Annotated in this window: 18 protein-coding genes; 9 read left to right on the top strand and 9 right to left on the bottom strand. The window is 73.6% G+C overall.

The features are described 5' to 3' along the window. Positions 1 to 74: 74 nt before the first annotated feature. Both GCU56_RS08955 and GCU56_RS08950 read left to right on the top strand, forming a co-directional pair. Complete coding sequence (locus GCU56_RS08955; protein WP_163481329.1) at positions 75 to 1,085, top strand: sulfotransferase; 1,011 nt, start codon at positions 75 to 77, stop codon at positions 1,083 to 1,085. Between the two features lie 69 nt (positions 1,086 to 1,154). Beyond that, the gene (locus tag GCU56_RS08950; protein ID WP_163481328.1) at positions 1,155 to 2,312 is read left to right on the top strand and encodes an acyl-CoA dehydrogenase family protein; all 1,158 of its coding nucleotides are present in this window, start codon (positions 1,155 to 1,157) and stop codon (positions 2,310 to 2,312) included. A gap of 178 nt (positions 2,313 to 2,490) precedes the next feature. Here GCU56_RS08950 and GCU56_RS08945 read toward each other — a convergent pair whose 3' ends face one another. Continuing rightward, entirely contained in the window at positions 2,491 to 5,100 is a 2,610-nt protein-coding gene (locus GCU56_RS08945; RefSeq protein WP_163481326.1) for a LuxR C-terminal-related transcriptional regulator, read from the bottom strand. 364 nt (positions 5,101 to 5,464) lie between these two features. Here GCU56_RS08945 and GCU56_RS24560 point away from each other — a divergent pair, with 364 nt between their 5' ends. After that, positions 5,465 to 5,599, top strand: a complete 135-nt coding sequence (locus GCU56_RS24560) for a hypothetical protein (protein ID WP_275585796.1) — start codon at positions 5,465 to 5,467, stop codon at positions 5,597 to 5,599. 293 nt (positions 5,600 to 5,892) lie between these two features. On the opposite strand, the gene GCU56_RS08935 is transcribed toward GCU56_RS24560, so the two are convergent. Continuing rightward, on the bottom strand, positions 5,893 to 6,576 hold the full coding sequence (locus GCU56_RS08935; RefSeq protein WP_163481322.1) for an META domain-containing protein: 684 nt from the start codon (positions 6,574 to 6,576) through the stop codon (positions 5,893 to 5,895). A 138-nt stretch (positions 6,577 to 6,714) separates the two neighbouring features. Further along, the gene (locus GCU56_RS08930) at positions 6,715 to 7,989 is read right to left on the bottom strand and encodes an arginine deiminase (protein WP_163481320.1); all 1,275 of its coding nucleotides are present in this window, start codon (positions 7,987 to 7,989) and stop codon (positions 6,715 to 6,717) included. A 391-nt stretch (positions 7,990 to 8,380) separates the two neighbouring features. Between GCU56_RS08930 and GCU56_RS08925 the strand changes: the two genes are divergently transcribed. Genes GCU56_RS08925 through GCU56_RS08915 form a run of 3 tightly spaced genes read left to right on the top strand, consistent with a single transcriptional unit; the run spans position 8,381 to position 11,320 of the window. Then, a complete protein-coding gene (locus tag GCU56_RS08925) occupies positions 8,381 to 8,896 on the top strand; it encodes a DUF1269 domain-containing protein (RefSeq protein ID WP_163481318.1) in 516 nt (171 codons plus the stop codon). Between the two features lie 29 nt (positions 8,897 to 8,925). Further along, on the top strand, positions 8,926 to 10,626 hold the full coding sequence (locus GCU56_RS08920; RefSeq protein WP_163481316.1) for an alpha/beta hydrolase: 1,701 nt from the start codon (positions 8,926 to 8,928) through the stop codon (positions 10,624 to 10,626). Positions 10,627 to 10,666: 40 nt separating this feature from the next. Then, the gene (locus tag GCU56_RS08915) at positions 10,667 to 11,320 is read left to right on the top strand and encodes a GAP family protein (RefSeq protein WP_163481314.1); all 654 of its coding nucleotides are present in this window, start codon (positions 10,667 to 10,669) and stop codon (positions 11,318 to 11,320) included. A gap of 19 nt (positions 11,321 to 11,339) precedes the next feature. Here GCU56_RS08915 and GCU56_RS08910 read toward each other — a convergent pair whose 3' ends face one another. The 6 genes from GCU56_RS08910 to GCU56_RS08885 form a co-directional block, all read right to left on the bottom strand. After that, a complete protein-coding gene (locus GCU56_RS08910; protein WP_163481312.1) occupies positions 11,340 to 11,891 on the bottom strand; it encodes a copper chaperone PCu(A)C in 552 nt (183 codons plus the stop codon). 52 nt (positions 11,892 to 11,943) lie between these two features. Beyond that, positions 11,944 to 13,353: a basic amino acid/polyamine antiporter gene (locus GCU56_RS08905; protein ID WP_163481310.1), complete on the bottom strand. Its 1,410-nt coding sequence runs from the start codon at positions 13,351 to 13,353 to the stop codon at positions 11,944 to 11,946. Between the two features lie 74 nt (positions 13,354 to 13,427). Next, complete coding sequence (gene nhaC, locus GCU56_RS08900; protein WP_163481308.1) at positions 13,428 to 14,915, bottom strand: Na+/H+ antiporter NhaC; 1,488 nt, start codon at positions 14,913 to 14,915, stop codon at positions 13,428 to 13,430. Between the two features lie 42 nt (positions 14,916 to 14,957). Then, positions 14,958 to 15,170, bottom strand: a complete 213-nt coding sequence (locus GCU56_RS08895) for a hypothetical protein (protein WP_163481306.1) — start codon at positions 15,168 to 15,170, stop codon at positions 14,958 to 14,960. 396 nt (positions 15,171 to 15,566) lie between these two features. Beyond that, entirely contained in the window at positions 15,567 to 16,685 is a 1,119-nt protein-coding gene (locus GCU56_RS08890) for a glycosyltransferase family 4 protein (protein WP_163481304.1), read from the bottom strand. Then, on the bottom strand, positions 16,682 to 17,965 hold the full coding sequence (locus GCU56_RS08885) for a hypothetical protein (RefSeq protein WP_163481302.1): 1,284 nt from the start codon (positions 17,963 to 17,965) through the stop codon (positions 16,682 to 16,684). The genes GCU56_RS08890 and GCU56_RS08885 overlap by 4 nt, the downstream gene beginning before the upstream one ends. 96 nt (positions 17,966 to 18,061) lie before the next feature. On the opposite strand from GCU56_RS08885, the gene GCU56_RS08880 reads away from it, so the two are divergent. The 3 genes from GCU56_RS08880 to GCU56_RS08870 all read left to right on the top strand — a co-directional run bounded on the left by GCU56_RS08880 (position 18,062) and on the right by GCU56_RS08870 (position 24,460). Continuing rightward, positions 18,062 to 21,190 carry an arabinosyltransferase domain-containing protein gene (locus GCU56_RS08880; RefSeq protein ID WP_163481300.1) on the top strand — a complete coding sequence of 1,043 codons (3,129 nt, stop codon included), beginning with the start codon at positions 18,062 to 18,064 and terminating at the stop codon, positions 21,188 to 21,190. A gap of 127 nt (positions 21,191 to 21,317) precedes the next feature. Next, positions 21,318 to 22,301: a decaprenyl-phosphate phosphoribosyltransferase gene (locus GCU56_RS08875; RefSeq protein WP_345771738.1), complete on the top strand. Its 984-nt coding sequence runs from the start codon at positions 21,318 to 21,320 to the stop codon at positions 22,299 to 22,301. 107 nt (positions 22,302 to 22,408) lie between these two features. Next, positions 22,409 to 24,460 (top strand): DUF6541 family protein, encoded by a 2,052-nt coding sequence (locus GCU56_RS08870; RefSeq protein WP_163481298.1) that lies wholly within the window; start codon positions 22,409 to 22,411, stop codon positions 24,458 to 24,460. The last annotated feature ends 3 nt before the right edge of the window (positions 24,461 to 24,463 follow it).

The raw sequence follows: 24,463 nt of genomic DNA, 5'->3' as shown, positions 1-24,463 counted from the left end.
GCGGCTCCGGGATCGGACCAGGGGGACACCGCCCAGTGTGCACAGCCGTCCGAGGACTCCAGGAGGACACCCACGTGACCAGCCCCGCCGATCGGCTCCCGCAGTTCGTGATCGCCGGCGCACCGAAGGCCGGGACCACGGCACTGCACGCCGCCCTCGCCACCCATCCCGGCCTGTACCTGTCGCCGGTCAAGGAGCCGAAGTACTACCTGACCGACGGTCGCCCGCCACCGCGCAGCGGTCAGCGCGGCCCGGGTGACGCGCACAGTGCGCGGGAGTGGATCTGGCGGCGCGAGGACTACCTGGCGCTGTTCGCGGGGGCCCCCGCCGGCGCGGTACGCGGGGAGAGCACGCCCTTCTACCTGTACGACCGTGCTGCGCAGGCTCGGCTGGCCGCGGACGTCCCGGCGATCAAGGTGGTCGCCGTCGTCCGGGACCCGGTGGACCGGGCGTGGTCCAACTGGGTCCACCTCCGGGCCGACGGGCTCGAGCCGGAGGCGGACTTCGGCACGGCGGTCGGTCTGGAGGACCGCCGCGTCGCCGAGGGCTGGGCGCCGTTCTGGCACTACCGCCGGCTGGGCCGCTACGGCGAGCAGGTGCGTGACCTCCTCCGCTGCGTGCCCCGGGAGCAGGTCCTCCTGCTCCGCTACCGGCAGGTGGTGGACACCCCGGCCGAGACCCTGGACCGGGTCAGCGCGTTCCTGGGTGTCGAGCCGGGGCGCGCCCACGCCGTGCCGCCCGAGAACGTCAAGCCGCACGTCGCGGACACGACCCGGTACCGGGCGCTGTCCCGCCTGGTGCGAGCCGGCGCGGTGCTCGGCTCGTTCGCCCCGCCGCAGGCGTGGCGGCAGGCCAGCCGGCCGCTCGTCGCCGCGCTGCACGCCGGCCGGACGCCGCGTCCGCCCATGCCGGTCGAGGTGCGCCGGGAGGTGCTCGAGCCCCTGCTCGCGGACATCGCCCTGCTCGAGGAGCTGACCGGCGAGTCCTTCGACGACTGGAAGGGCGACACCGGCCGCGGCGACTTCCGGTCCCGCGCGACCACGGTCACGCCACCGTCCGACCCGGTCGGCGGTGCGACCGGCTGAGCCCAGACGGGGCGGCGTCGTGGGCGTGGATGGCTTCGTCCTGGGCATCGGCGGATCTAGGATCTACCCGTGGGTAACAACGCTGGCGGACTGTACGCGCTGACCGAGGAGCACGACGAGATCCGGGCCGCCGTCCGGGAGATCGCAGAGCGCGAGATCGCCCCGTACGCGGCCGAGGTCGACGCCGAGTCCCGCTATCCGGTGGAGGCGCAGAAGGCCCTGACCACAGCCGGTTTCCACGCCACGCACATCCCGGAGGCCTACGGCGGCGAGGGCGCCGACCCGATCGCGACCTGCATCGTCATCGAGGAGGTCGCCCGCGTCGACGCCAGCGCCTCGCTCATCCCGGCGGTCAACAAGCTGGGCTCGATGCCGATCATCCTGTCGGCGTCCGAGGACCTCAAGCAGCGGGTGCTGCCCTCGATCGCCGCGGGCGAGGCGATGATCAGCTACGGCCTGTCCGAGCGCGAGGCCGGCTCCGACGCCGCGGCCATGCGGACCCGGGCCCGGCAGGACGGCGACACGTGGGTGCTCAACGGCACCAAGGCCTGGATCACCAACTCGGGGGTCTCCTCCTGGTACACGGTCATGGCGGTCACCGATCCGGAGAAGGGCGCCAACGGGATCTCCGCCTTCGTCGTCCACGCCGACGACCCGGGCTTCGCCGTCGGCCCCAAGGAACGGAAGATGGGCATCAAGGGCTCGCCGACCTGCGAGCTCTACCTGACCGACTGCACCATCCCGGCCGACCGGGTCATCGGCGAGCCCGGCACCGGCTTCAAGACCGCGCTGAAGACCCTCGACTTCACCCGGCCGACCATCGGGGCGCAGGCCGTCGGCATCGCCCAGGGCGCCCTGGACGCGGCCGTGGAGTACACCCGCGACCGCCGCCAGTTCGGCCGGGCGGTCAGCGACTTCCAGGGCGTGCAGTTCATGCTCGCCGACATGGCGATGCAGATCGAGGCCGCCCGGCACCTGGTCTACGTCGCCGCCGCCCGCGGGGTGGACGGCGGCCCCGACCTCGGCCGGCTGTGCGCCGCCGCCAAGGCCTTCGCCTCCGACGTCGCCATGAAGGTGACCACCGACGCCGTCCAGCTCTTCGGTGGCGCCGGCTACACCCAGGACTTCCCGGTCGAGCGGATGATGCGGGACGCCAAGATCACCCAGATCTACGAGGGCACCAACCAGATCCAGCGCATGGTGATCGCACGGAGTCTCCTGAAGTAGGACGCCGGCTCCGGTCCTGGAGCGACCACCCGATGCGGTGGGCCCGGCACCTGACGGAACCGCGCAGCACGGCGTGGGGGACGCCGCTGCGACACGGGGAGCCGGGGACGGCGGAAGGCTGCCCGGGCACAGGAGCGCGGACGAGCCAGCGCCAGGGCGAGCGGAGGCCGACCCGCCGTCACGACGTCCCGGAGGAGAAGAGGCCGCGGTTGCGCGCCCGGTCGACGGCATCCCGCCGGGAGGTGGCGCCGAGCTTGCCGTAGATGGCCCGGACGTGTGTCTTCACGGTGCTGTGCGAGACGGTCAGTTCGGTGGCGATCTCGCCGAACGAGCGCTGTGAGGGCAGCAGGTCGAGGACCGCCCGCTCCCGCCCGGTCAGCCCTGTCCGCCGGTCGTCGGCGCCGAGGGTGAACCGGGCGTGCAGCGCTCGGCGCGCGACGGGTTCGCGGGCGTCGAAGCTGCCCAGCAGGCTGGTGAGGAGGTCGGCGACCTCGGCCGGGCCGAAGGCCAGGGGCCGCAGCACGTCCATGTCATCGCTCGACGCCAGCGCGCGGTGCAGCGAGGCGCGGGCGTGCTCCCGGCGCTCCGCCAGCAGCGCGAGGTGACAGTCGAGCACGTGAGCCTCGACCACCACCCACGGCTGGAGGACAGGCGTCGTCCCGTCGATGAGGGGTCGCAGGGCCTCGGCGGCGGCCCCGTGCCTGCCCATCGCGGTCAGCCGTCGCGCCCGCAGCAGGACCACGTCCCCCGCGTCGCCCAGGCTGTGCTCGGCCCAGTCCAGGGCGGTACGGGCGGCCTCGGGGCGGCCGGCGAGCGCCGCCGCCGGGTACTCCAGCAACGCGAGGAGCGCGCTGGTCGCCGCCATCCTGGGCTGGTCCGCCGTCTGCGTGCGCGCGCGCCGTAGTTCGTCGAGGCCCTCGACGACGCGTCCGAGGTCCACCAGCGCGGCTCCCCGCAGCCCACGCGTCGTCGGGTCGACCGCGCTCAGGGGCTCGTCCTGCAACTCTCCGAAGGCGAGCGCCGGGTCGAGCAGATCCAGGCAGACGGCGGGCTCGGCCCTCAGCAGCGCCCCGTAGGCGCGCAGGATCGAGGACAGCACCGCCCCGGCCGTGGCCAGCCAGTCGGTGCCGGGCACGAGTCCGTCGGCCTCCTCGGCGAGGGTGACCATCCGCCGGTAGTCCCCACGGGCGGACTCAGCCGCCGCCAGCACGGTCAGTCCCCGCGCGACGAGGTAGGCCTGGCCCCCCAGGCGCGCCCGCTGGGTCGCGGCCTCGGCGACGGCCTGTGCCTCCCTCCGACGATCGACCGTGAGCAGGGCCAGGGCCCGGTCCAGCTCTCCGATGACGGCGAGCTCAGGCTGGCCGTCGAACGTCGCATCGAGGTCCTCCGTCACCTGCACCATCGCGCGCGGGTCGCCGGCCAGGCTGACTCGACGCGCGTGCACCAGAACGCGCAGGGCCGTGAGGTCTGCCGTCGGCTCGGCGGGCCAGACGTCGTCGGCACGATCGAGGTGGACATCGGCCGCCGCCAATGCCCCGGTCTCCACGTCCACCAGCGCCGCGACGAGGGACAGCCAGGGGTCCTGGTCCACGTACCTGCCCCCGAGCCCGTCCATGGCCTCGCGCACGGCGCGGTGCGCCCCGTCGGCGATCAGCGACACGGAGTTCTCACGCAGGAGCAGGTCGACCCGGTGGTGATCCCTGGCCTGGCGCGCCTGCGCCAGCGCCGGGACGGGCTGACCCTGCGCGTCGTACCAGTCGGCGGCCCGACGGTGGAGGTCCAGCACCACGTCGGGTCGCCGTCGCCGGAGGTCGGCCAGCAGGTGGGACCGCAGCAGCGGGTGCATCCGGTACCAGGTCCGGCCCTGCCCGGAACTGAGGACGAGGGAGGTGTCGTGTTCCAGGGAGTCGAGGACCTCGCCCGCGTCCGGGCGGCCGGACAGGGCCGCCGCGAGCGACGCGGACAGCGGGTCGCAGACGCTCACCGCCCGCAGCAGGTCCAACCGCTCCAACGGGAGTCGGGCGAGGATCTCGTCGACGAGGTAGTCGGAGATGGCGCGGCTGTTGCCGGCGAAGTCGGCGAGGAATCCGTCGGGGTCGTCAGCCTCGCGCAGGGACAGCGCCGCCAGCCGCAGCCCGGCCGCCCAGCCCTCCGTCTGCTCGACGAGCAGACGCAGCTGGTCGGGACGCAGCACGACGTCGATCCCGGCCAGCATCTCCGCCGCTTCGGGTACCGAGAACCGGAGTGCTCCGGCCCGGATCTCGTGGACCTCGCCGCTCAACCGCATCCGGCCCAGCGCGAGCGGTGGGTCGCTCCGGCTACCCAGCACGAGGTGCAACCCCGGAGGTCGGTCACGAACGAGGCCGGCGAGCCCGCGCAGCGGGTCGGCCGCGGTCAGCTCGTGCACGTCGTCCAGCACGAGGTGCACAGGACCCGGCAGCAGGTCGACCGCGTCGACCACCGCGGCCAGGAACGGAGTGTCCCCGCTCGGCCGGGCGGGCACGGCCAGCCGGTGGACGGCACTGTCCTGCGGGACTGCCGGACACGAGGCGAGAGCCGTCAGCACCGCCGACCAGAAGCGGCGGTCGTCGTTGTCGTCCGCGTCCAGTGACATCCAGGCGGTCGAGTCCGGGTGCCGGGACGCCCACTCGGCCAGCAGCAGCGTCTTGCCGTACCCGGCCGGCGCGCACACCAGGGTGACGTGCCCAGGAGCCGCCGCCTCCATCGCGACCACCAACCGCGGGCGGCGCACGTACCGCTCGGGCAGCCGCGGCAGCGCAGTCTTCATCCTCGGCACACCGAGACGCCTCGCGCCTCGAGCCGAGCCCTCGGCTGGACCGGCGACAGCCATGATCCATCGCAAGCTACGACCACCGAGACGATCTGGACAGTGCCCCGGGGGCGACCGGCAGGACTTCGTCCACGGGCCTGCGCCCACCACCGTCCGTGACGGTGCGCTGGCGCCGTGCGGAGACACCCCTGGGGGCACGACACCGGTCCGGTCACCTCGTCTTCGCCGGACGAGGCGGATCTGGAGGAGGAGCGCGACGGTGACAGCGGCGAGAGCAGGAAGGGGGGCGAACGTGACATCGCACTACCAGTTCCGTGTCGCAGGGCATCTGTCCGACCGAACCCGCGGCGCGTTCCCCGACATGGTGCTGGTCGAGGCCCCACCGGAGACGATCATCTACGGAGAGGTCATCGACGAGGCCCACCTGCACGGGATGCTGGCGCTGATCCAGGATCTCGGGCTGCACGTCGTGTCCGTGCACGAGGTCAAGCCCTAGCCACCGCGCGGCCGACACGCGGTTCCGCGGCGGTCGGCCTCGGCGTCCGTCCTCCGGGAGACGTCTGTCAGAGGGTCGCTCCATCTGGGTCGACTGCCGAGGCGGCGGTGACTGGGTTCCGCAGCAGCGCGGTCAACCGGCGGTGGGTCACCAGCGCGGCCGCGCCGGGGGATGTGGCGGCCACCTGGCCGGCCGCTCATCGCCCGCCCTCCCGCCACGGCCGTCCCTGCGGGCGCCGGCACCGGCTCACCCGCGGAGGAGGAGATCTCAGACCCTGGAGCACGTGCCTCAGCTCAGGCCCGCTGAGCGGTCAGCACGATGTCCCCCGCGTCGTCGAGCAGGGTCAGGGTGGCTGGAGTGATCGCGATGGTCGAGGCGGCGGTGAGCGCCGCTGCGATGGCGGCCTCCTGGTCCATGACGCCGGCCGGTTCCTCGCAGTTCATCGACGTCCCGGCCGGCTGTTCGACGACGATCGTCCGGCCGTCGATCTCCCAGGTGGTCCTGAGCGTGTTGCAGCCGGTCTCGACGACGACGTCTGCGTCCGCGGTGACCCGCGCGACCGGCTCGGTGCCTTCCACCATGCTCTGGATCCCCGCGCCGGTCCGGACGCCGGTGAGCGCCCAGTCGCCGACGATCAGCTCACGCGCGTCGATGGCGGTGAAGGACAGCCGCACGCCGCCCGACGTGAGGGCCAGCCGATCCGGGTCCCTGGTGTCGGCGGTCCGTACCTGCGCCAGCGCGTCGAGGTACTCGCGTTCGGCCGCCATGAGGGCCGGCTCGCAGCTCATGAGGGTCGTGGCGATGGCCTCGATGCGCACGCCGTCGTCGCCCTCAAGGACGACCGTGCCCCGGTAGGTGTTGCACGGGGCGGTGCCCGACGCCGCCGTCCCACCGGCGAAGGCCAGCGTCACGGGGTTCGCGACGTCGCCGGGGAGCGTGCTGTCGGCGACGTCGAGCAGCCAGTCATGGGCCGTCAACGACTCCTCGAGGTCCGGGAGTCCGGCCGTCTCGCTCTGCGTACCGTTCGGGGACCCGCCGCACGCCGCGAGTGCGACACCGACCGTTGCCGCGGTGACGAGCAGCGGGAACCGGAACGGGGGCACTCGTCCACCCGCTCAGAAGTCGACGGGGTCGCGGATGATCGGACAGGTCATGCAGTGGCCGCCGCCCCGGCCGCGGCCGAGCTCGGCGCCGACGATGGTGAGGACCTCCACGCCGGCCTCGCGCAGCAAGGCGTTGGTGGTGGTGTTCCGGTCGTAGGCGAAGACGGTGCCGGGGGCTGCGGCCACGACGTTGTTGCCGCTGTCCCACTGTTGGCGCTCGCTCTCGTAGGCGTCCCCTCCGGTGGGCAGCACGCGCAGTTCGCGCAGGCCGAGCGCGTCGGCGACGACCGCGGTGAACGAGTCCTTCTCCACGGTCACCTCGACCGGCTCCTTGTCGCCGGGGCGCAGGGAGAAGGTGTGGATGCCGTCGACGATCTCGGCGTACGCGGTGGCCAGGTCGCGGTCTGCGAAGGTGAAGACGGTGTCCAGGTGCATCGCCGACCGCAGTCTCGGCATGCCGGCGACGATCACCCGGTCGGCCGCCCCTTCGGCGAACAGCGCGGCGGCGAACTGGGTGATGGCCTGCCGGGAGGTGCGCTCGCTCATCCCGACGGCGACGGCGCCGTTGCCGATCGGCATGACGTCGCCGCCCTCGAGGGTGGCCAGACCCCAGTCCCGCTCGGGGTCGCCCCACCAGACGTGAGCGCCGGAGAAGTCGGGGTGGAAGGTGTAGATCGCCTTGTACAGCAGCGTCTCGTCGTGCCGAGCGGGCCAGTACAGCGGGTTGAGCGTCACGCCGCCGTAGATCCAGCACGTGGTGTCACGGGTGTAGAGCGTGTTGGGCAGCGGTGGCATCAGGTACTCGCGGGCACCGGTGGACTCGCGGGCGAGGGCCACACAGCCGGGGCGGGAGTCGGCGGGTAGGTCGGCGGTGGACAACCCGCCGATCAGGAACTCGGCCAGCCGCCGGTCGTCGAGCTCCTCGAGGAACGCGCGGGTGTCCTGGACCAGGCCGAGACCGACCTCGTTGGCGACGATCTTGCGGTCCAGCAGCCAGGTCTTGGCCTCCGGGACGGCCATCGTCTCGGCCAGCACGTCGTGCAGTTCGACCACCTCGACCCCGCGGTCGCGCATCATGGTCACGAACTCGGCATGATCCCGGCGGGCGTTCTGCACCCACAGCACGTCGTCGAAGAGCAGGTCGTCGGAGTTGGTCGGGGTCAGCCGCTGGTGAGCGAGCCCCGGCGCGCACACCATCACCTTGCGCAGCACCCCGACCTCGGAGTGCACGCCGTAGGCGGCGGCCGGCGCGCTCGCGACGGCCCGGGAGATCGTGGTGTCGGTCATCGTCCGCACGCTCCTCGCTCGGGAGAGGGCCAGCGGGCACCGCACCAGAACAGGACGGGTGCCTGCAGCGGAGTGCCTCGCGAGCCTGGACGTTGCTCCCTCCGCGTGCGGTCCGGCCTCGTCCGGCAGAGATGAGACGTGCCGCGGAGAGGAGTGCGCCCTGCACAGGAGCGGCGCGCGGACCTGCCGCAGGTCGACCCGGTGCAGCGTCCCCCGCCACCCGACGTCGGGCCTCGCCGGCTCTGATGCTCCCGGCTGATCCGGGACGGCGGGTCCCGACCCTGTCCTCGTCGCCGGCGCTGGAGCTCTCATCCCGAGCAGAGGAGGCGGCCTCGCGGCGATGGCCCGGAGGATGCCGCCCGCAGACGGACCTGCAGGAAGGGGAACCCCGATGTCCACCTTGAGCGTGTGGCGCTTCGACACCCCCGGCGGGGCCGACGAGGCCGTCGTCATCCTCACCGACCTCGCCCGGCAGCAGTTGATCACCGTGCACGACGCGGCGACGGTGTTCTGGCAACCCGACGCGAGGAAGCCGAAGACGCGGCAGTTGCGAGACCTCACCAGCGCCGGCGCCCTCGGCGGGGCCTTCTGGGGGATGCTGTTCGGCCTCTTGTTCCTCGTTCCGCTGCTCGGCGCTGCCATCGGTGCCGCAGCCGGCGCGCTCACCGGCCGGCTCACAGACGTCGGGATCGACGACACGTTCATCGAGCGCGTGCGGGAGGAGATCACCCCCGGCACGTCAGCGCTGTTCGTGCTGACCTCCGACGCCGTGCTGGACCGGGTGCGGGAGGCGTTCGCCGGGCGGCGCGCACACCTGCTGCACACGAACCTCTCCCGCGAGCAGGAGGACACCCTGCGTGCGGCGTTCGCCGACGACGAGCCCCCCGTCCTCCAGGGAACCGCGTAGCCGGCCAGGAGCAGCCACGGGCCGCCGACATGACCGCCGCGGACGTGGTGGCGGCCGAGTCGCCGCCGCGGCCGAGTGCTGAGCGTCCGTGGGCCACCGGCGAGCTGGCGCAGCGGTGGCCGCGGCTGTCGCTGCCGGGTTGCTGGGGCGCGGTCGTGCTGGTCTGCGCGTCGCTCACCCCGTCGCTGCTCCCGCGGGAGGGGGTCGCGCAGGGCGTGGTCAGCGGGATCGGCGCGGCGATGGGCTACGGCGTGGGCGTGCTGGCCGCTGCGGTGTGGCGGGCGCTGGCCGACCGCGGCCCTCGTCCGCCGCGGCGCTGGGCGTGGCGTGTGTTCCTCGCCGCCGCCGCCGTCCTGGTGGCGGCGTTCCTCGTGCTGGGCCGTCGGTGGCAGGGCATGCTCCGCGAGCTGATGGGGCTGCCGGGCGAGTCGTTGGGCAGCGCGCTGCTGGCGGTGGTCGTCGCGCCGGTCGTCTGCGCCCTCCTGCTCGCCGTCAGCCGAGCGGTCCGCGCCGCGGGCCGGGGGATCGCTCGGCTGTTGTCGCGCTGGGTGGGCCCGTCGGCCGCCCGAGCCCTGGGCGGGCTGGTCGTCGCCGCGCTGGTCGTCCTGCTGATCAGCGGGGTGGCCGTCGACGCGGGGCTCGCCGCGGCGGACCGGGCCTTCGCCTTGGCGGACCAGGAGACGGCCGAGGGCGTCGAGCAGCCGGACAGCAACCTGCGCTCGGGCGGGCCGGGGTCGCTGATCGAGTGGGACACGCTGGGCCGCGAGGGGCGGACGTTCGTCGCCGGTGGCCCGTCGGCCACCGAGATCTCCGCGTTCACCGACGCGGAGGCTCCCGAACCCATCCGGATCTACTCCGGCGTGCAGACCGCGGACGACGTCGGCGACCGGGCGCAGGCCGCCGTCGACGACCTCGTCCGGGCCGGCGGCTTCGACCGCGCCCGTCTCATGGTCGCCACGACCACCGGGCGCGGCTGGCTGGACGCCGGGTCGCTCGCGGCGTTCGAGTACATCGCCGCCGGGAACTCCGCCGTGGTCGCGATGCAGTACTCCTACGTGCCGTCGGGGCTGTCCTACCTGATCGACCAGGACCGGGCGCGGGCGGCCGGGCGGGAGCTCTTCGACGCCGTCTACGAGAGGTGGTCCGCGCTCCCGCTCGAGGACCGGCCGGAGCTGTACGTGTTCGGGGAGAGCCTCGGGTCGTTCGGCGCGGAGGCGGCGTTCAGCGGGGAGTACGACCTGCGCAACCGGGTGACCGGGGCGCTGTTCGTGGGCCCGCCGAACTTCAACGCCCTGCACACCGAGTTCCGCGAGGGCCGCGACGCCGGCAGCCGTGAGGTGGAGCCCGTGTACCGGGGCGGCCGCACGGTGCGCTTCAGCACCGAGATCGGCGCCGGCGCTCCACCGGCCGACGTCCCCTGGGAGGGGACCCGGGTGCTGATCCTGCAGCACCCGTCCGACCCGGTCACCTGGTGGAGCCCGTCGCTGTTGCTCGACCGTCCGGACTGGCTGGCCGAGGCACCCGGGCGCGACGTGCTCGACGAGATGACCTGGATCCCCTTCGTCACCTTCTGGCAGGTCACCCTCGACATGCCGTTCTCGACCGAGGTCCCCGAGGGGCACGGGCACCGGTACACCCGCGAGTCGGTCGATGCCTGGGCGCTGCTGCTCCGCCCGGCCGACTGGACCGAGCAGAAGGCACACCGACTCCGCGCGCTGATCCGGGGCTGAGGTCGGTGTCCGGGGCCACGCCACCGCCCAGCCCATGGCCATGGGCGCGGTGATCGGCGAGGTCGCGCTGTACGCCCTGGCGATCGCGATGTCCCCGTCCAGCGTCATCGTGACGATCCTGCTGCTCGGCACGTCCCGAGCGCAGGCGGCAGTCAGCGCGTTCCTGGCCGGCCGGGTGAGCGGGATCGTCCTGACCAGTGGCGCCTTCGCTGCGCTGGCCTCCGTCGTCGAGCTCTACGAGGACACCTCCACCTGGGCCGACTGGACCAGGATCGGACTCGGTCTGGTCTTGTTGCCCCTCGGCGTGCGGCTGTGGTGGGCACGGGGCGACGATGCTGAGCCCGCATGGATGCCGTCCCTGAACGGCACGTCACCGGCCCACGCCATGCGGTGGGGACTGCTGCTGTCCGCCGCCAGTCCCAGGACCGTGTTGCTGGCCGCCGCTGGAGGATTGACGATCGGCGCAGCCGACCTGAGCACCACCGGCACCGCGGTCGGGGTGGCGACGTTCGCCGCGATCGCCGCCGTGACGGTCGCCCTGCCGCTGTTGCTGCACGCACTGCTGGCTGCGCGGGTCCTCACGCCGCTGAGCCACGCGCGGAGATGGCTGAGCGCTCACAACGGCAGCGTCATGGCCGTCGGCATCACAGCGACCGCGATCCTGCTCGTCGCCCAAGGCGTCGCCGGACTGTGACACGCTCCTCGGCTCCGAGTCAGGAACAGCACGCCAGCGGGCTCGAGAACCTGTCCGGCCGGACGTCGTCGTAGGTGCGGATCGGTACCGAGAGGGTCACCGGGCCGGCATCGCGGAAGTCGAAGGTGACGGGGACGCTGAACCCGCTCCGGAGCCTCTCCTGCAGCCCGGACAGTTCCAGGTGCGCTCCGGTCACGTCGCGGATGACCGCGATCCCGCCGGAGGGCACGGACATCTGCAGGTCCGGGTCCGAGGGGGCATCGACGTCGCGGAGCACGACCTGCTCCGCGACGTCGGTGCTCGCCCCGGTGAGGACGTCCTCGTCCTCGCCGTCGTTCGCGATGGTCACGAGGAGTGCGGCGCTGTCGCCGGCGATGTGGATGCTGCCTCGCGTTCCCGGGGATGCGATGGAGACGCTGAGCAGCCGGAGCGAGCCGACCTGCCCATCCACACTGTCGAGCCCGATCCGGGCCCGGCCGAAGAGGGGGTCCGAGGCGGTCTGTCCCGAAGCGCAACTGGTGAGCGCCAGCAGGAGGAGCAGCATCGTTGCGGCGACTCGGGTGCGGTGCATGAGAACTCCAAGGGGCGAGCTCGAGTGGGCGCGGTTGCCGATGGACGTCGCGTCAGATGGCGATGAAGCCGGTCCACAGGCCGACGACGCCGGTGATCCCGGCGGCCACGATCACGGCACAGAGCACCAGCTCGGTGGGGCTGAACAGCCGGCGGCCGCGTTCGCTGCGCGCCTTGACGTAGAGCAGGGTGGCCGGGGCGAGGAGCACCGTCGCCAGCAGGAGGAACTGCAGCCCGGCGGCCTCGAAGAGGAACAGCGTGTACGCGGTGGCGATCCCCGCGAAGATCGCCTCCTTGCGCCGCGTCCTCCGGTCCACGTCCTCGTAGGCCTCGCCCGTGATGCCGAGCTTCAGCCCGTACGCGGCGGCGAGGAAGTACGGGATCAACGCCAGGCTGGCGCACAGGTCGAGCATGAAGTTCAGCGCGTCGCTGAGCACGAGCGTCGCGGCGAGCAGCGCCTGTACCGCCAGCGAACTGACCACGAGCGCGGTGATCGGCGTTCCGTTCTCGTTCTCCCGTCCCAGGAACGCGGGGAAGTCCTCGTTGCGGGCAGGCATGTACATCACCTCGGCGGCCATCAGGGTCCAGGCGAGGTAGGCGCCGAGCACGGAGATGATGACGCCGGCGCTGATGAACCAGCTGCCCCACTCGCCGACGACGGACTCGAACACGCCGATCATGGAGGGCTGGCGGGTGGCGGCGATGTCCGGCTGGGTCATGACCGCGTAGCTCGACAGGGTCACCAGGGAGAAGATCGCCAGCACGCTCAGGAAGCCGAGGACGGTCGCCCTGCCGACGTCCTCGCGCCGCTTGGCGTAGCGGCTGTACACGCTGGCGCCCTCGATGCCGAGGAAGACGAACGTCGTGATGAGCATGGTGTTGCGGATCTGCTCGTCGAGCCCGCCGAGGTCGCCGTAGCCGGTGGCGATCCAGTTGTCGGCGAAGACGCCGGCGTCGAAGGCGATGAAGAGCACGACGATGAAGACCAGGATCGGAAGGATCTTGAACACCGTCACGATCCGGTTGATCACGGCCGCGTCCCGGATGCCTCGCGCGATCAGGGTGTGGAACAGCCACACGCCGACCGTGCCGAGCGCCACCGCGAGGACGGTGTCGCCGTCACCGAAGGCGGGGAAGAAGGCGCCGAGGGTCGCGGTGATGAACACCCAGTAGAAGGTGTTGCCGGCGATGGCGCTGGCCCAGAAACCGATCGCGGAGTTGAACCCGACGTAGTCGCCGAAGCCGGCCTTGGCGTAGATGAAGACCCCGGAGTCCAGGTCGGGCTTGCGGATGGCGAGGTTCTGAAAGACGAAGGCGAGCATCAGCATCCCGGCGCCCGCGATCGCCCAGGCGATCAGCGAACCGAGGATGCCGGTCGCCACGCCGAACCGGGCCGGCAGCGAGAACACCCCCGCGCCGACCATGCTGCCGACCACCATGGCGGTCAGCGTGGGCACGCTCATCTTCCCCGGTGCTGAGCTCGGGGCCTCGGCAGCCGCGTCGGCAGCTCGGGGGGAGGGGGTCGTGTCCACCATCGTCAGCTGCTCCGTTCTGGGAACGGGTCGAGCGCGACCGGCTCGACCTTCTCGATCTTGAATCCGGTGACCCCGTACAGGACGCTCAGTGCGGGGCTCGCGTAGCAGAAGACGGCCCACGGCGCGTAGAGCAGCGTGGAGACGCCGAGGGTGGCCGCCATGAACGCGCCGCACGAGTTCCACGGCACCAGCGGGGAGGTGACCGTGCCGCTGTCGGCCGCCAGCCGGGACAGGTTCGTCGGCGCGAGACCTCGCCGCGCGAACTCGACGCGGAAGATCCGCGCGGGCAGGACCAGGGCGATGTACTGGTCACCGGCGACGACGTTCAGGCCGAAGGCGCAGGCGAACACGGTGACGAACAGCCGTCCGGTGCTCTTCGCCGCGGCGACCATCGGGTCGACCAGCCGGGTGATCAACCCGAACTTCTCCAGCAGGACGCCGAAGGTCACCGCCCCGAAGATCAGCCAGAGCGTGAGGAGCATGCTGGACATGCCGCCGCGGGAGACGAGCCGGTCGACCTCGGCGAGGCCGGTCTCGGCGGTGAACCCGGTCGCCATCGTCTGCCAGGTCGCCTTGATCGACTCGACCACCACGTTGCCCTGGCCGGCGACGAAGTCGGCGACGACCTGCGGCTGGGTGAAGGCCGCGAGCACGCCGGCGAACAGGGCCGACCCGAGCAGGGAGAGGGACGCCGGTGCCTTGCGCACCGACAGCACGACCAGCAGCAGGAGGGGCAGCAGGTTCACCGGGCTGATCCAGAACAGCTGGTCGAGGTCGGCCAGCTCCGTGCTGGTGGACACGGTGTCGCGCACGTCCGGCGCCCTGACGAAGCCGAGGACGAAGAAGACGACGAGCGCGATGAGGAACGCCGGTACGGAGGTCCACACCTGGCGTTTGATGTGCTCGCGCGGGTCGACGCCCACCATCTGGGCGGTCAGGATGGTGGTCTCCGACAGCGGCGAGGTCTTGTCGCCGAGGTAGGCGCCCGAGATGACCGCACCGGCCGTGATCGCCACCGAGACGTCGAGCAGGCCGGCGATGCCGATCAGGCCGACCCCGATCGTGGCCGCGGTGGTCCAGGAGCTCCCGATGCACAGCGCGACGAAGCCGCAGATGATCGCCGTGGCGGCGTAGAACCACGACGGGGAGAGCACCTGGATCCCGTAGTAGACGAGGGTCGGGATGGTGCCGGACAGGTTCCACGTGCCGATCAGCGCGCCGACGGCCAGCAGGATGAACATCGCGCTGGTCACCGAGGCGATCGCCTCCTGCCCGGCGCTCTGCACCTCTTCCCAGCGGTGCCCGTTCTTCAGCGCGATCAGGGCGGCGATCGCGGCGCACACCACCAGGGCCACCTGCAGGGGTCCGTCCAGGGCGTCCAGGCCGAACAGGAGCAGGCAGCCGGCGATCAGTGCCGCCAGCGCGACGAGCGGCACCAGGACGTCGACCAGGGACGGTCGCCTCGGTGTCAGGACACCGCTCGCACCCATGGCATGCCTCTCGATCGGGAGCCCGGCTGCGCCCGCGCCCTGCTACAGCGCGAGCAGGCGGGCCCTCCGGGCGGCGAACTCCTCGTCGGTCGGCAGTCCCGCGTCCCGCAGGTCCGCCGACTCGGTCAGCTCGACGTGCACCTCGTCGACGCTGGCCCGGGCGGCCGCCGGGGGCGCCGGTTGGAGGGCCGGCGACACGCGTGCCTTCCGGGTGAGCCGGCTGGAGACCACGGCTGCTGCGCCGGCGATGATCACCGTGCGTGACGCGGCGCCCAGCCGACTCGGTCCAGCCCGTCCCCGTTCCTGTGCGCGCCTCATGTCGACCCACCCGTGCCGGTGCGGCAGGTCGTGGTCTGGGTCATCGTCTGCACGCTCCTCGCTCGAGCTGACGGGATCGGCACTCCCGGACAGAGCAGGCGGTTCCTCTCTGCAGGGGGCTGGGCAGCAGCTGAAGGCTGTCGCCCTGCCCTGCCGCCCGGCCTCGTCCGCTGGGGGTGAGATGTACGGCGGGGCAGGGAGTTCGGCCCGGGGGTGCGCGCCTGCCCAACTCGATGCCGCTGGGCGCCCTGATCACGGAGGGGCCGGCTGCTCGAGCAGCCGGCCCCCGGTCTCGGCGCCTGGACCCGGGGAGCCGGGCGCGGACGAGTCGGGTCAGGGACCGGCGACCGTGCTCAGCAGCTCCTCGTAGGCCGACACGACGGTGCCCGACGCGTACCGGTCCCGGGCCCGAGCGGCCCCGCCGGCGCGGTCCTGCGGCTCGGTGGCCAGCCGCCGCAGCGCCGCGGCGATCCCGTCGACGTCCCGCGGCGGCACCACCAGCCCGAAGCCGGTCTCCTGCACCGGCGTGCGCACCCCGGGCAGGTCGCTGGCCAGCACCGGCACCCCGGCCATCATCGCCTCCACCTGGACGATGCCGAACGCCTCGAACGCGTTGACCGAGGGCAGCGCGAAGACGTCCAGCGAGGCGTACAGGTCGGCGAGCTGCTCCTCGGGCACGAAGCCCAGCAGCCTGATCCGCGGGTCGTCGGCGATGACCTGCCGGAGCTCGGCGACCACCGAGCCGCCGGCGACACCGGCGAAGTCCCCGCCGATCAGCAGCCGGCTGTCGGGTTCGGCGATCGCCTGGAATCCGCGGACCAGGTACTGCAGGCCCTTCTCCTCGACGATCCGGCCGAGGAAGCCGACGTGCAGGCCCGGGCCCTCGCGGAAGCGCGGGGTGCCGGCCGGCCGCTCGCGGCACGGCGGCGGGATGACCGCCGTCCGGCCGGCCAGCGCCGGCCACAGCCGGCTGTGCCGGGCGTAGTCGTCGCTGGAGACCACGACCCGGTCCGAGCGGCGCACCGCCCGGCGGCTGGACAGGTCGACCCCGAGGATCTGTGCCCGGTTCAGCGCACCGGGCGGCAGGGTGACGTCGCAGTGGTAGGTGGTCACCAGCGGCGACCGGATGCGCCGGGCCAGCAGGGCGGCCTCGGGCATCGGCAGGTGCAGGTTCGTGACCGACGCGGTGGCGGCCGCCGCGGCGACGGCTCCGATCAGGGCCGGGCTCAGCACGCCCTTGCCCAGCCGGGCCAGCACCGGGGTGCGCTGGACCGAGACCCCGCGCACGACCTCCCGCTCGGGCAGGTCCGGGTCGTGCCGGCTGGTCACCACGGTGACGCGGTGGCCGCGCTCGGCGAGCCCCTCGGCCACGTCGCGGGCCACGTTGGTCAGGCCACTGACGTAGGGCGTGTAGTAGTCCAGCGCGACGACGACGTCCAGGGTCCGGGTCATCCGGCGCCTCCGGTGAGCTCGGGGACGGGGGAGGTGCGCGGCCGGGCGCGGCCGTGCCGCACCAGCAGGACGAGGCTGACGACGAAGGCCACCCCGCAGCCGACCACGTAGGCCAGCCCGGTCCGGGCGATCAGCCCGGGGACGGCGAGGAAGACGACCGCCGCGGCGGCGAGCCCAGTGGACCACACCAGCCCGACGTCGCGGTGCCGCGCGGCGGCCACCAGCGCCTGGCTGGTGGCCAGCAGCCCCAGGTAGAGCGCGGTGCCGACCGCGAGGACGGCGAGCGCGCCGCCGCCCAGCACGTACCGGTCCCCGAACAGCAGCCGGACCAGCAGCGGGCCGACCAGCCAGCCCGCCAGCGCGGCCAGCGCGCAGAGGACGCCGACGCCCCCGGCGGTGCGGCCGACGAGGGCCAGCGAGCCGCGCCGGTCGGCGGTCACGCCGACCAGGTGCGGGATCAGGGCCCCCTGCAGCGGCACGGCGAGGAACAGCGGCAGCCGGATGAGGGTGAACCCGGCGACGAACTGCGCGGCCAGGACCTGCTCGTCGGCGGCGGCCACCCCGACGACGAGCACCGGCGCGGCGTTGAGCAGCACCTGCGCGCACAGTGCCCCGACGATCAGCGGGCCCACCGCGCCGACGGTCATCCGCGGCCCGGCCGGTGCGGTCGGCCGGGGCCGGCGCCGCAGGAGCCAGGCGAGCAGCGGGGCGTGCGCGAGGACGGCGCCGAGGACGACCGTCCAGCCGAAGGGGGTGGCGGTCGCCGGCCCGGCCACCGCCACCACCGCGGCGGCCGCGCCCACCCGCAGCGCGGCGTCCGCGAGCAGCACGCTGCCGTGCGACGCCAGGGCGCCCCGCCCCAGCAGCAGCCCGCGGACGACGAACTGGGCGCCGGACGCCGCACACAGCGCCGCGAGCGCGAGGAGCAGCCAGCCGCTGCCGCCGAGCGACTGCCGCAGCAGCGGCCAGCTGCCCAGGACGGCTCCCAGGCTCAGCGCCGTCACCCCGCCGACGGCGCGGACCGTCCCCCGGGGCAGCGGCGCCCCCGGTCCGGCGAGGTGCACCAGGCGGGCGAGTTCCTGCTCGATGGGGAAGAAGGCGCCGAACCCGATGATCAGCGCCACCGACCAGAAGGCGCCGAACCAGCCGTACTCGACCGCGGGCAGCGACCGGGCGACCAGCGCCAGGTAGCCGGCGGTGAGGACCCCGGCGAGGGTCACGCACAGGGCCGCCCAGCTCAGCGAGGGTGCCAGTCCGGAGCGCCGGCCGGGACGGGTCACCGCGTCCTGACCGAGCCGGGATACTGCTCGTCGGGCCCGCACACGGGAGCCACCGTAGTGGCGGGCCGGCGGACGACGGAGGAGACGGGTGGGCGGATGGACCTGATCGACGCGGAGCGGACGGAGGCGCCCTCCGATCGCTCGCCCGTCGGTCCGGGTCGGTGGCGGGGCCTGTTGCCGCTGCTGCTCGCCCTCGTGGCGATCGTCGGCGCCGTCGCCCTGCCCCTGGCGCCGGTACAGATGAGCATGCCCACGGTCAGCTGGCCGCAGGATCCTGCTCGACCGACCTCGACCATGCTCGAGCTGACCAACCAGCAGCCGCTGGACCTGGCCGTCTCGTTCAGCTGCGCCGCGGTCGCCGCCGCCGGGGACACGCCGGACGGCGTGCTCCTGGCCACCCTCGTCCCCGGCCAGGAGGTGGCGGTCCAGGAGGGTCTGGTGGCCGGCGTCCGCGACGGGCGGCTGGCCGTCGTCGTCCGGGGGCAGACGCTGCTGGAGGAGCCGGTGCCGGCGGGGCCGTGCACCTACCGGCTGGCCGGCGACTCCTCGGGGCTCCGCGCCGAGCGCGACGGCGTGCCGCTCGGGACGCTGACGGCCGACGCCGGGCAGACGGTGCTGCCCGACGTCGACGTCCTGGCGACCAGCGTCGACCGGCTGCCCTCCGACGACGACCTGCGGGTCGAGCTGGGCGTGGACAACCAGTTCAACACCACGCCCAGCGCGGTGAAGGAGCTGCTGACTGCCGTGGTCCTGCTGGCGGCGCTCGGCGCCCTGGTGGCGCTGTGGCGGGCCGACCGGCGGACCGGCCGGCGGACGCCGGGGCCGGACGACCCGGAGGAGCGCCGGCCGCGCCGTCCCCTGCACCTGGTCGTGGACGCGGTGGTGGTCGCCACCCTGCTGCTGTGGCTGTTCCTCGCCCCGCCCACCGACGACGACGGCTACTACGCCGCCATGGCCCGCAACGCCCCGGACGAGGGCTTCGTCGGGAACTACTACCAGCTGCTCAACCAGTCCTTCACGCCGTTCACCTGGTTCTACCGGCTGCTCGGGTGGTGGGACGCCGCGGTCGGCAGCAGCCCGGTGCTGCTCCGGCTGCCCGCGCTGGCGGTCGGGCTGGTGTCGTGGCTGCTGCTGCGCCGGTTCCTCGCCCAGCCGGGCGTCGTCCCGGCGGCCGTCCTGGACCGCCGGCACGGCCAGCTGGCCGCCACGGTCCTGGGCGCCGCGACGTTCCTCGCCTGGTGGCTGCCCTACGGCATGGGCGTGCGGCCGGAGGCGGTCGTCGGCGTCCTCGCCCTCGTCGCCCTCCACGCGGTGGTGGCCGCGGTCCGCCGGCAGCGGCTGCTGCCCGTCGCCGTCGCCTTCGGTGCGGCCGGCCTCGCGGCGACCTGCCACCCCACCGGGCTGGTCGCCCTGGCCCCGCTGCTGGCCGGGCTGCCCTGGCTGGTCCCGCTGGTGCGGGCCGCGCGGTCGCCTCTCGACGCCCTGACCCGGACGGCGCTGGTCCTCGCCCCCGGTGCACTGGCCGCCGCGGCCGCCTTCGCCGACGGCACGCTCAACGACTTCCTGCGCGGGCAGGAGATCTTCCTCTCCGTCCAGGAGCAGGACAGCTGGGACGACGAGTGGATGCGGTACTCGTTCCTGCTCAACCAGATCCCGATGGGCAACTACGCCAAGCGGACCGCCGTCCTGCTCGCCCTGGTGGCCCTGGTCTGGTTCCTGGTCGCCGGGGTCGCCATCCGGAGCCGCGGCGTCCGGCTGCCGGTCCCGCTGGTCCTGCCGGCCGCCTCGCTGGCCCTCGCCCTCCTCCTGCTGTGGTTCACGCCGAGCAAGTGGACGCACCACTTCGGTGCGCTGTCCGGCCTGGGCCCGGCCTTCCTCGCCGCGTTCCTCGTCGCCGTGCCCTGGCTCGTGGGACAGGCGACGGGAGGCCGCCGTCCGTCGCGGGCCGTGCCGGTCCTCGCCCTCGGGTCGGCCGTCGTCGTCTTCGCGCTGGTCTTCCGCGGTCCCAACTCGTGGCCGTACTCGTGGCTGCCCGGGATGCCGCACCCCTTCGTCGCACCCTTCTTCTCGGTCGTCTCGTTCGGCAGCCCGCTGCTCTGGCTGGCCGTCGTCGGGGCGAGCGTCGGCGCGGTCGCGCTGCTGCGGCGGCGCACCGGCCGGTCGGGGTCGCCGTCGTGGGCCGGCGCGGTGCCGCTCGCCGTCCTGGTGTTCCTGCTCACGTCGGTGCTGCACCTGGTCGGGAGCTTCTCCCTCGCCGCGGCCCGCACCGTGGACAGCTGGTCGCCGTGGGCCGACGCGCTGACCGACCCGCTCGCCGAGGAGTGCGGGGCCGCGGGCGCGATGGAGGTGCTCGACGTCGGCGCCGCCCGGCCGATCGACCCGGAGCAGGACGGTCCCGACCCCGCCGAGGGAGCGGCCTTCGTGCGCGACGGCGGCTGGTTCCCGGTGAGCCCGCCTCCCGGCGGGTCCGGTCAGGGGGCGGCGGCGCACGTGTGGGGGAGCCTGTCGCAGCCCGGGACCGAGGACGCGACCGGCGCCACGCAGACGGCCTGGTTCCCTGTCCCGGACACCGGACCGGACGCCGGGCTGGCCGTGCTGGCCGCGGGCCAGCTGGCCGAGGGCAACGAGCTGCGCGCCGAGTACGGCGTGCGGGAGGGGGACGGCCCGCCCGAGGTGGTCGGCACCCAGGACCTGGCGGACACCCTCGACTCCCCGGCCTGGCGGACGTTCGTCCTCGACCCGGCCGGCGCGGACGCGTCCGGCGCTGACCTCGTGCGCCTGGTGGCCGAGGACCGGTCGGGGGGGCCGGGCGGGTGGCTGGCCTTCACCGGGCCGTCGGTGGTGCCGGCGGTGACCCTGGCCGACCTCGTGCCCGACGACGCCCCGGTGGCGACCGCGTGGCAGATCGCCTTCTCCTTCCCCTGCCTGCGTCAGCCGGTCGTCCGCCACGGCATCACCGAGCCGTCGGAGTACGGGGTGGTGTGGCGGGGCGGCCCGGTGGGCAATGGCCTGGAGGACAACACCTGGCAGGACCTGCGCGGCGGCCTGTTCGCGCCGGTCCGGCGGACGTCGTCGGTGACCGAGCTGCCGGCGTCCTTCCCGTCCCAGCCGGGGGTCGCCGACATCCAGGTCTTCCGCTTCGGCGTCCCCTACCCGGTCGGCGCCTACGACCTGGCGCCGGCGCGCGTGCAACAGCCGGGCTGGGCCGGACCCCCGAGCGGGTGATGCCGGGACGGTCGGCGAGCCGCCCGTGGTTGTCTACGGAGCGGCGCTCGAGTGCACTGCTCCGGGCGGGGAGCGCAGCAGGCAGGACCGGGCACCGCACGGTGTCCGGGGACGGAGAGGCAGACACGTGGACGTCGATGGCGAGACCCGGACGACCCCTGTGGTGCGCTTCGACGGCAACCACGCCGTGGAGCCGCCCCCCGCACCCCTACCCCCAGCCGGCGCCGCGGTGTCGCTGAGCGGGGTGGCCCGGGGTCTGGTGCGCAGCGCGCGGCCGCGGCAGTGGATCAAGAACCTGCTGGTCGTCGCGGCGCCGCTGGCCGCCGGGAGCCTGCTGCAGGCCGACGTCGCGCGCACGACCCTGCTGGCGTTCGCGCTCTTCTGCCTCGCCTCCAGCGGCGTCTACCTGCTCAACGACGTGCACGACGTCGCCGAGGACCGCCGGCACCCGACCAAGCGGCTGCGCCCGGTCGCCGCGGGCATCGTGCCGCCGGCGGTGGCCACCGTCGCGGGGCTGGTGCTGCTCGCGGGCTCGCTCGCCGGCGCCTTCCTGCTGACCCGGACCGACCTCGTCGTCGTGCTCGCCTGCTACGTCGGGATCTCCCTGGCCTACGCCTACTTCCTGCGCGACCAGCCGGTCATCGACCTCGCGGTCGTCGCGTCGGGGTTCCTGCTGCGGGGCATCGCCGGCGGCGCGGCCTCCGGCATCGTCCTGTCGCAGTGGTTCCTGCTGGTCGCCGCGTTCGGCGCGCTGTTCATGGTGGCGGGCAAGCGGTACGCCGAGATGGTGGCCCTCGGGGACGAGGCGGCGACCCGCCGGTCGCTGCGCGCCTACTCGGCCAGCTACCTCCGCTTCGTCTGGAGCCTGTCGGCCGGCGTCACCTGCACCGTCTACAGCCTCTGGGCGTTCGAGCTGCGGGAGGACGACACCGGCTTCCCCTGGCAGACGGTGTCCATCGCGCCGTTCGTCCTCGCGCTGCTGCGCTACGCGGTGGACGTCGACCGGGGCGAGGCCGGGACGCCGGAGGACATCGTCCTGCGCGACCGGGTGCTGCTGGGGCTCGGCGTGGTCTGGCTGGTGACCGTCGGACTCGGGGTCCTGGCCCGCTGACCTGGGCGGTCCGCACCACCCGGTGGCGGTCAGGGGACAGCGCGTTCCCCTGACCTAGGCTGGGGGATCGCCGGATCCGCGGCCGTTGCGGACCGAGACCCTGGACGGTGCTTGACCTGAACGTGTTCCTGACCCTCGCCGTCGCGGTGCTGCTCACGGTCGTCCCGGGGCTGCTGCTGGCCCTCGCGCTCCGGATGCGCGGGTGGGCCGCCGTCGGCGCCGCCCCCCTCCTCACCGTCGCGCTGGTGCTGGTCGCCATCGTCGTGGTCAGCCTCGCGGGGGTCGACTGGACGCCGGTCAGCGCGGCCGCCGTGGCGCTGGCCGGGATCGCCGTCGCCTTCGTCGGGGCCGGTGCCCTCGAGGCCCGAGCCCGCAGGCGCTCGCGCCGGCCGGTCGACCCGGACGTGGGGCCGGCGGGCCCGGCAGCCGACCCGGCGGACGACGCGGACGAGCGGGAGTCCCGGCTGTGGTCCCTGCTCGCCGTGGCGGGGGTCGTCCTGGGCGCGGTGATCGGGTTCGCCACGCTGGTACCCGGCACCGACGGGCTGACCAGCGCCAACCAGGGCTTCGACGCGCTCTTCCACGTCAACCTGATCGAGAACATCACCCGCTCCGGCGACGTCGCGCCCAGTGTCGCCGGGGACCTGAACGGCTATCCCGACGGCGCCTCGGTCTACCCCGACGCCTTCCACGCGATGGCCTCCCTGGTCGACCAGGTCCACGGCACCAGCCTCACCAGCACCAACGCCCTGCTGACCGGCATCCCGCTGGTCGCGGGGCTGGGGCTGGTCGCCCTGCTGCGCACGCTGGGCCTCGTGCGCGCGGCGGCCGTCGCGCCGGTCGTGCTGGCGTCGACGTCGGGGTTCCCGATCGACCTTATCTGGCGCGGTCCGGTGTGGGTCTTCGCCTTCGGCATCGCGCTGGTCCCGGCGTTCCTCGTGCTGCTGGCCCGCACCCTCGACCGGCGGGACACCGTGACCACGGTCGGCCTCGGCCTCGCCACCGCGGGGCTGGCGCTGATGCACCCGAGCGCGGCCCTGACCGCCGCGGTCTTCGGGATCTGCCTGGTCGTCGGCCGCTGGCTGCAGCGTGGCGACGTGCCGGCCCGCGACGTGCTGCGCCGGGACCTGGTCGTGCTCGTGCCGGCGGCGGCGGTCGCCGCGGTGCTGGCGCTGCCGCTCATCGGGCAGGCGCTCGTGGACACCGGTGGGGGCACGGTCGTCGACTGGCCGATCGCGCAGTCGCCCGGCGAGGCCGTGGGCGAGCTGCTGTTCTACAACTACGACAACGACCACCCGCAGCTGTGGCTGGCGATCGCCGCGCTGGTCGGGCTGGCCGTGGGCTGGCGCTCGCCTCAGCTGCGGTGGTGGTACGCCGCGACCGGCGTCTTCGTGCTGCTCTGCGTCATGGCCGCCGCCTACGAGGGCCGGCTCGTGCAGCTGCTGACCGGGCCCTGGTGGAACGACCGGTTCCGCTTCAAGGGCGTGGTCTTCCTCGGCCTGTCGGTGTTCGCCGCCGTGGGGGTGACCCATCTCGGTGGGCTGCTGGCCGGCCTGGTCCGGAGGGTGACCACTCGCTGGCACGAGCGGATGCCGGCCCTGCGCACCCCGGCGCTCGCCGCCGCCGGCGTGGTGGTCGTGCTCGCCCTCGTCGGCGTCCTCAGCGGGTTCTACGTCCAGGAGAACCGGGACCGGCTGGCGACCGCCTACGTGCCCGGCGGAGGCGGGTCGGTGTCCGACGACGACCTGGCGGCGTTCGACGTGCTGCGCGACCTCGCCGGTGCCGGCCCCGTCCTCAACGACCCCAACGACGGGTCGGCCTGGATGTGGGCGCTGGCCGACGTCCAGCCGGTGTTCGGCGCGGCGCTGACCGTGCCGGTCAAGCCGCCGTTGCCCGAGGAGCGCCAGCTGGTGGTCGACGGGCTGAACTGCCTGGACTCCAGCGAGCGGGTCCGCCAGGCGGTCGAGGACCTCGGCGTCCGGTACGTGTACTCGTCGGCGAGCACCATCCTCGGTGGCGAGACGACCAACCCCGGGTTCCGGGACCTGTCGTCGGTGGACTCCCTGCGCCCGGTGTACGAGGGGACCGGCGTGACGATCTACGAGATCGACCCCGTCCCGCTCGAGGAGTCGGCCGACGCGGCCTGCGAGCTGACCTGACCG

The sequence above is a fragment of the Geodermatophilus sabuli genome, assembly GCF_010686765.1.
Classification (GTDB): Bacteria; Actinomycetota; Actinomycetes; order Mycobacteriales; family Geodermatophilaceae; genus Geodermatophilus; species Geodermatophilus sabuli_A.
The sequence above is the reverse complement of the archived record's forward strand: the minus strand, read 5'-3'. Positions and strand labels throughout refer to the sequence as shown.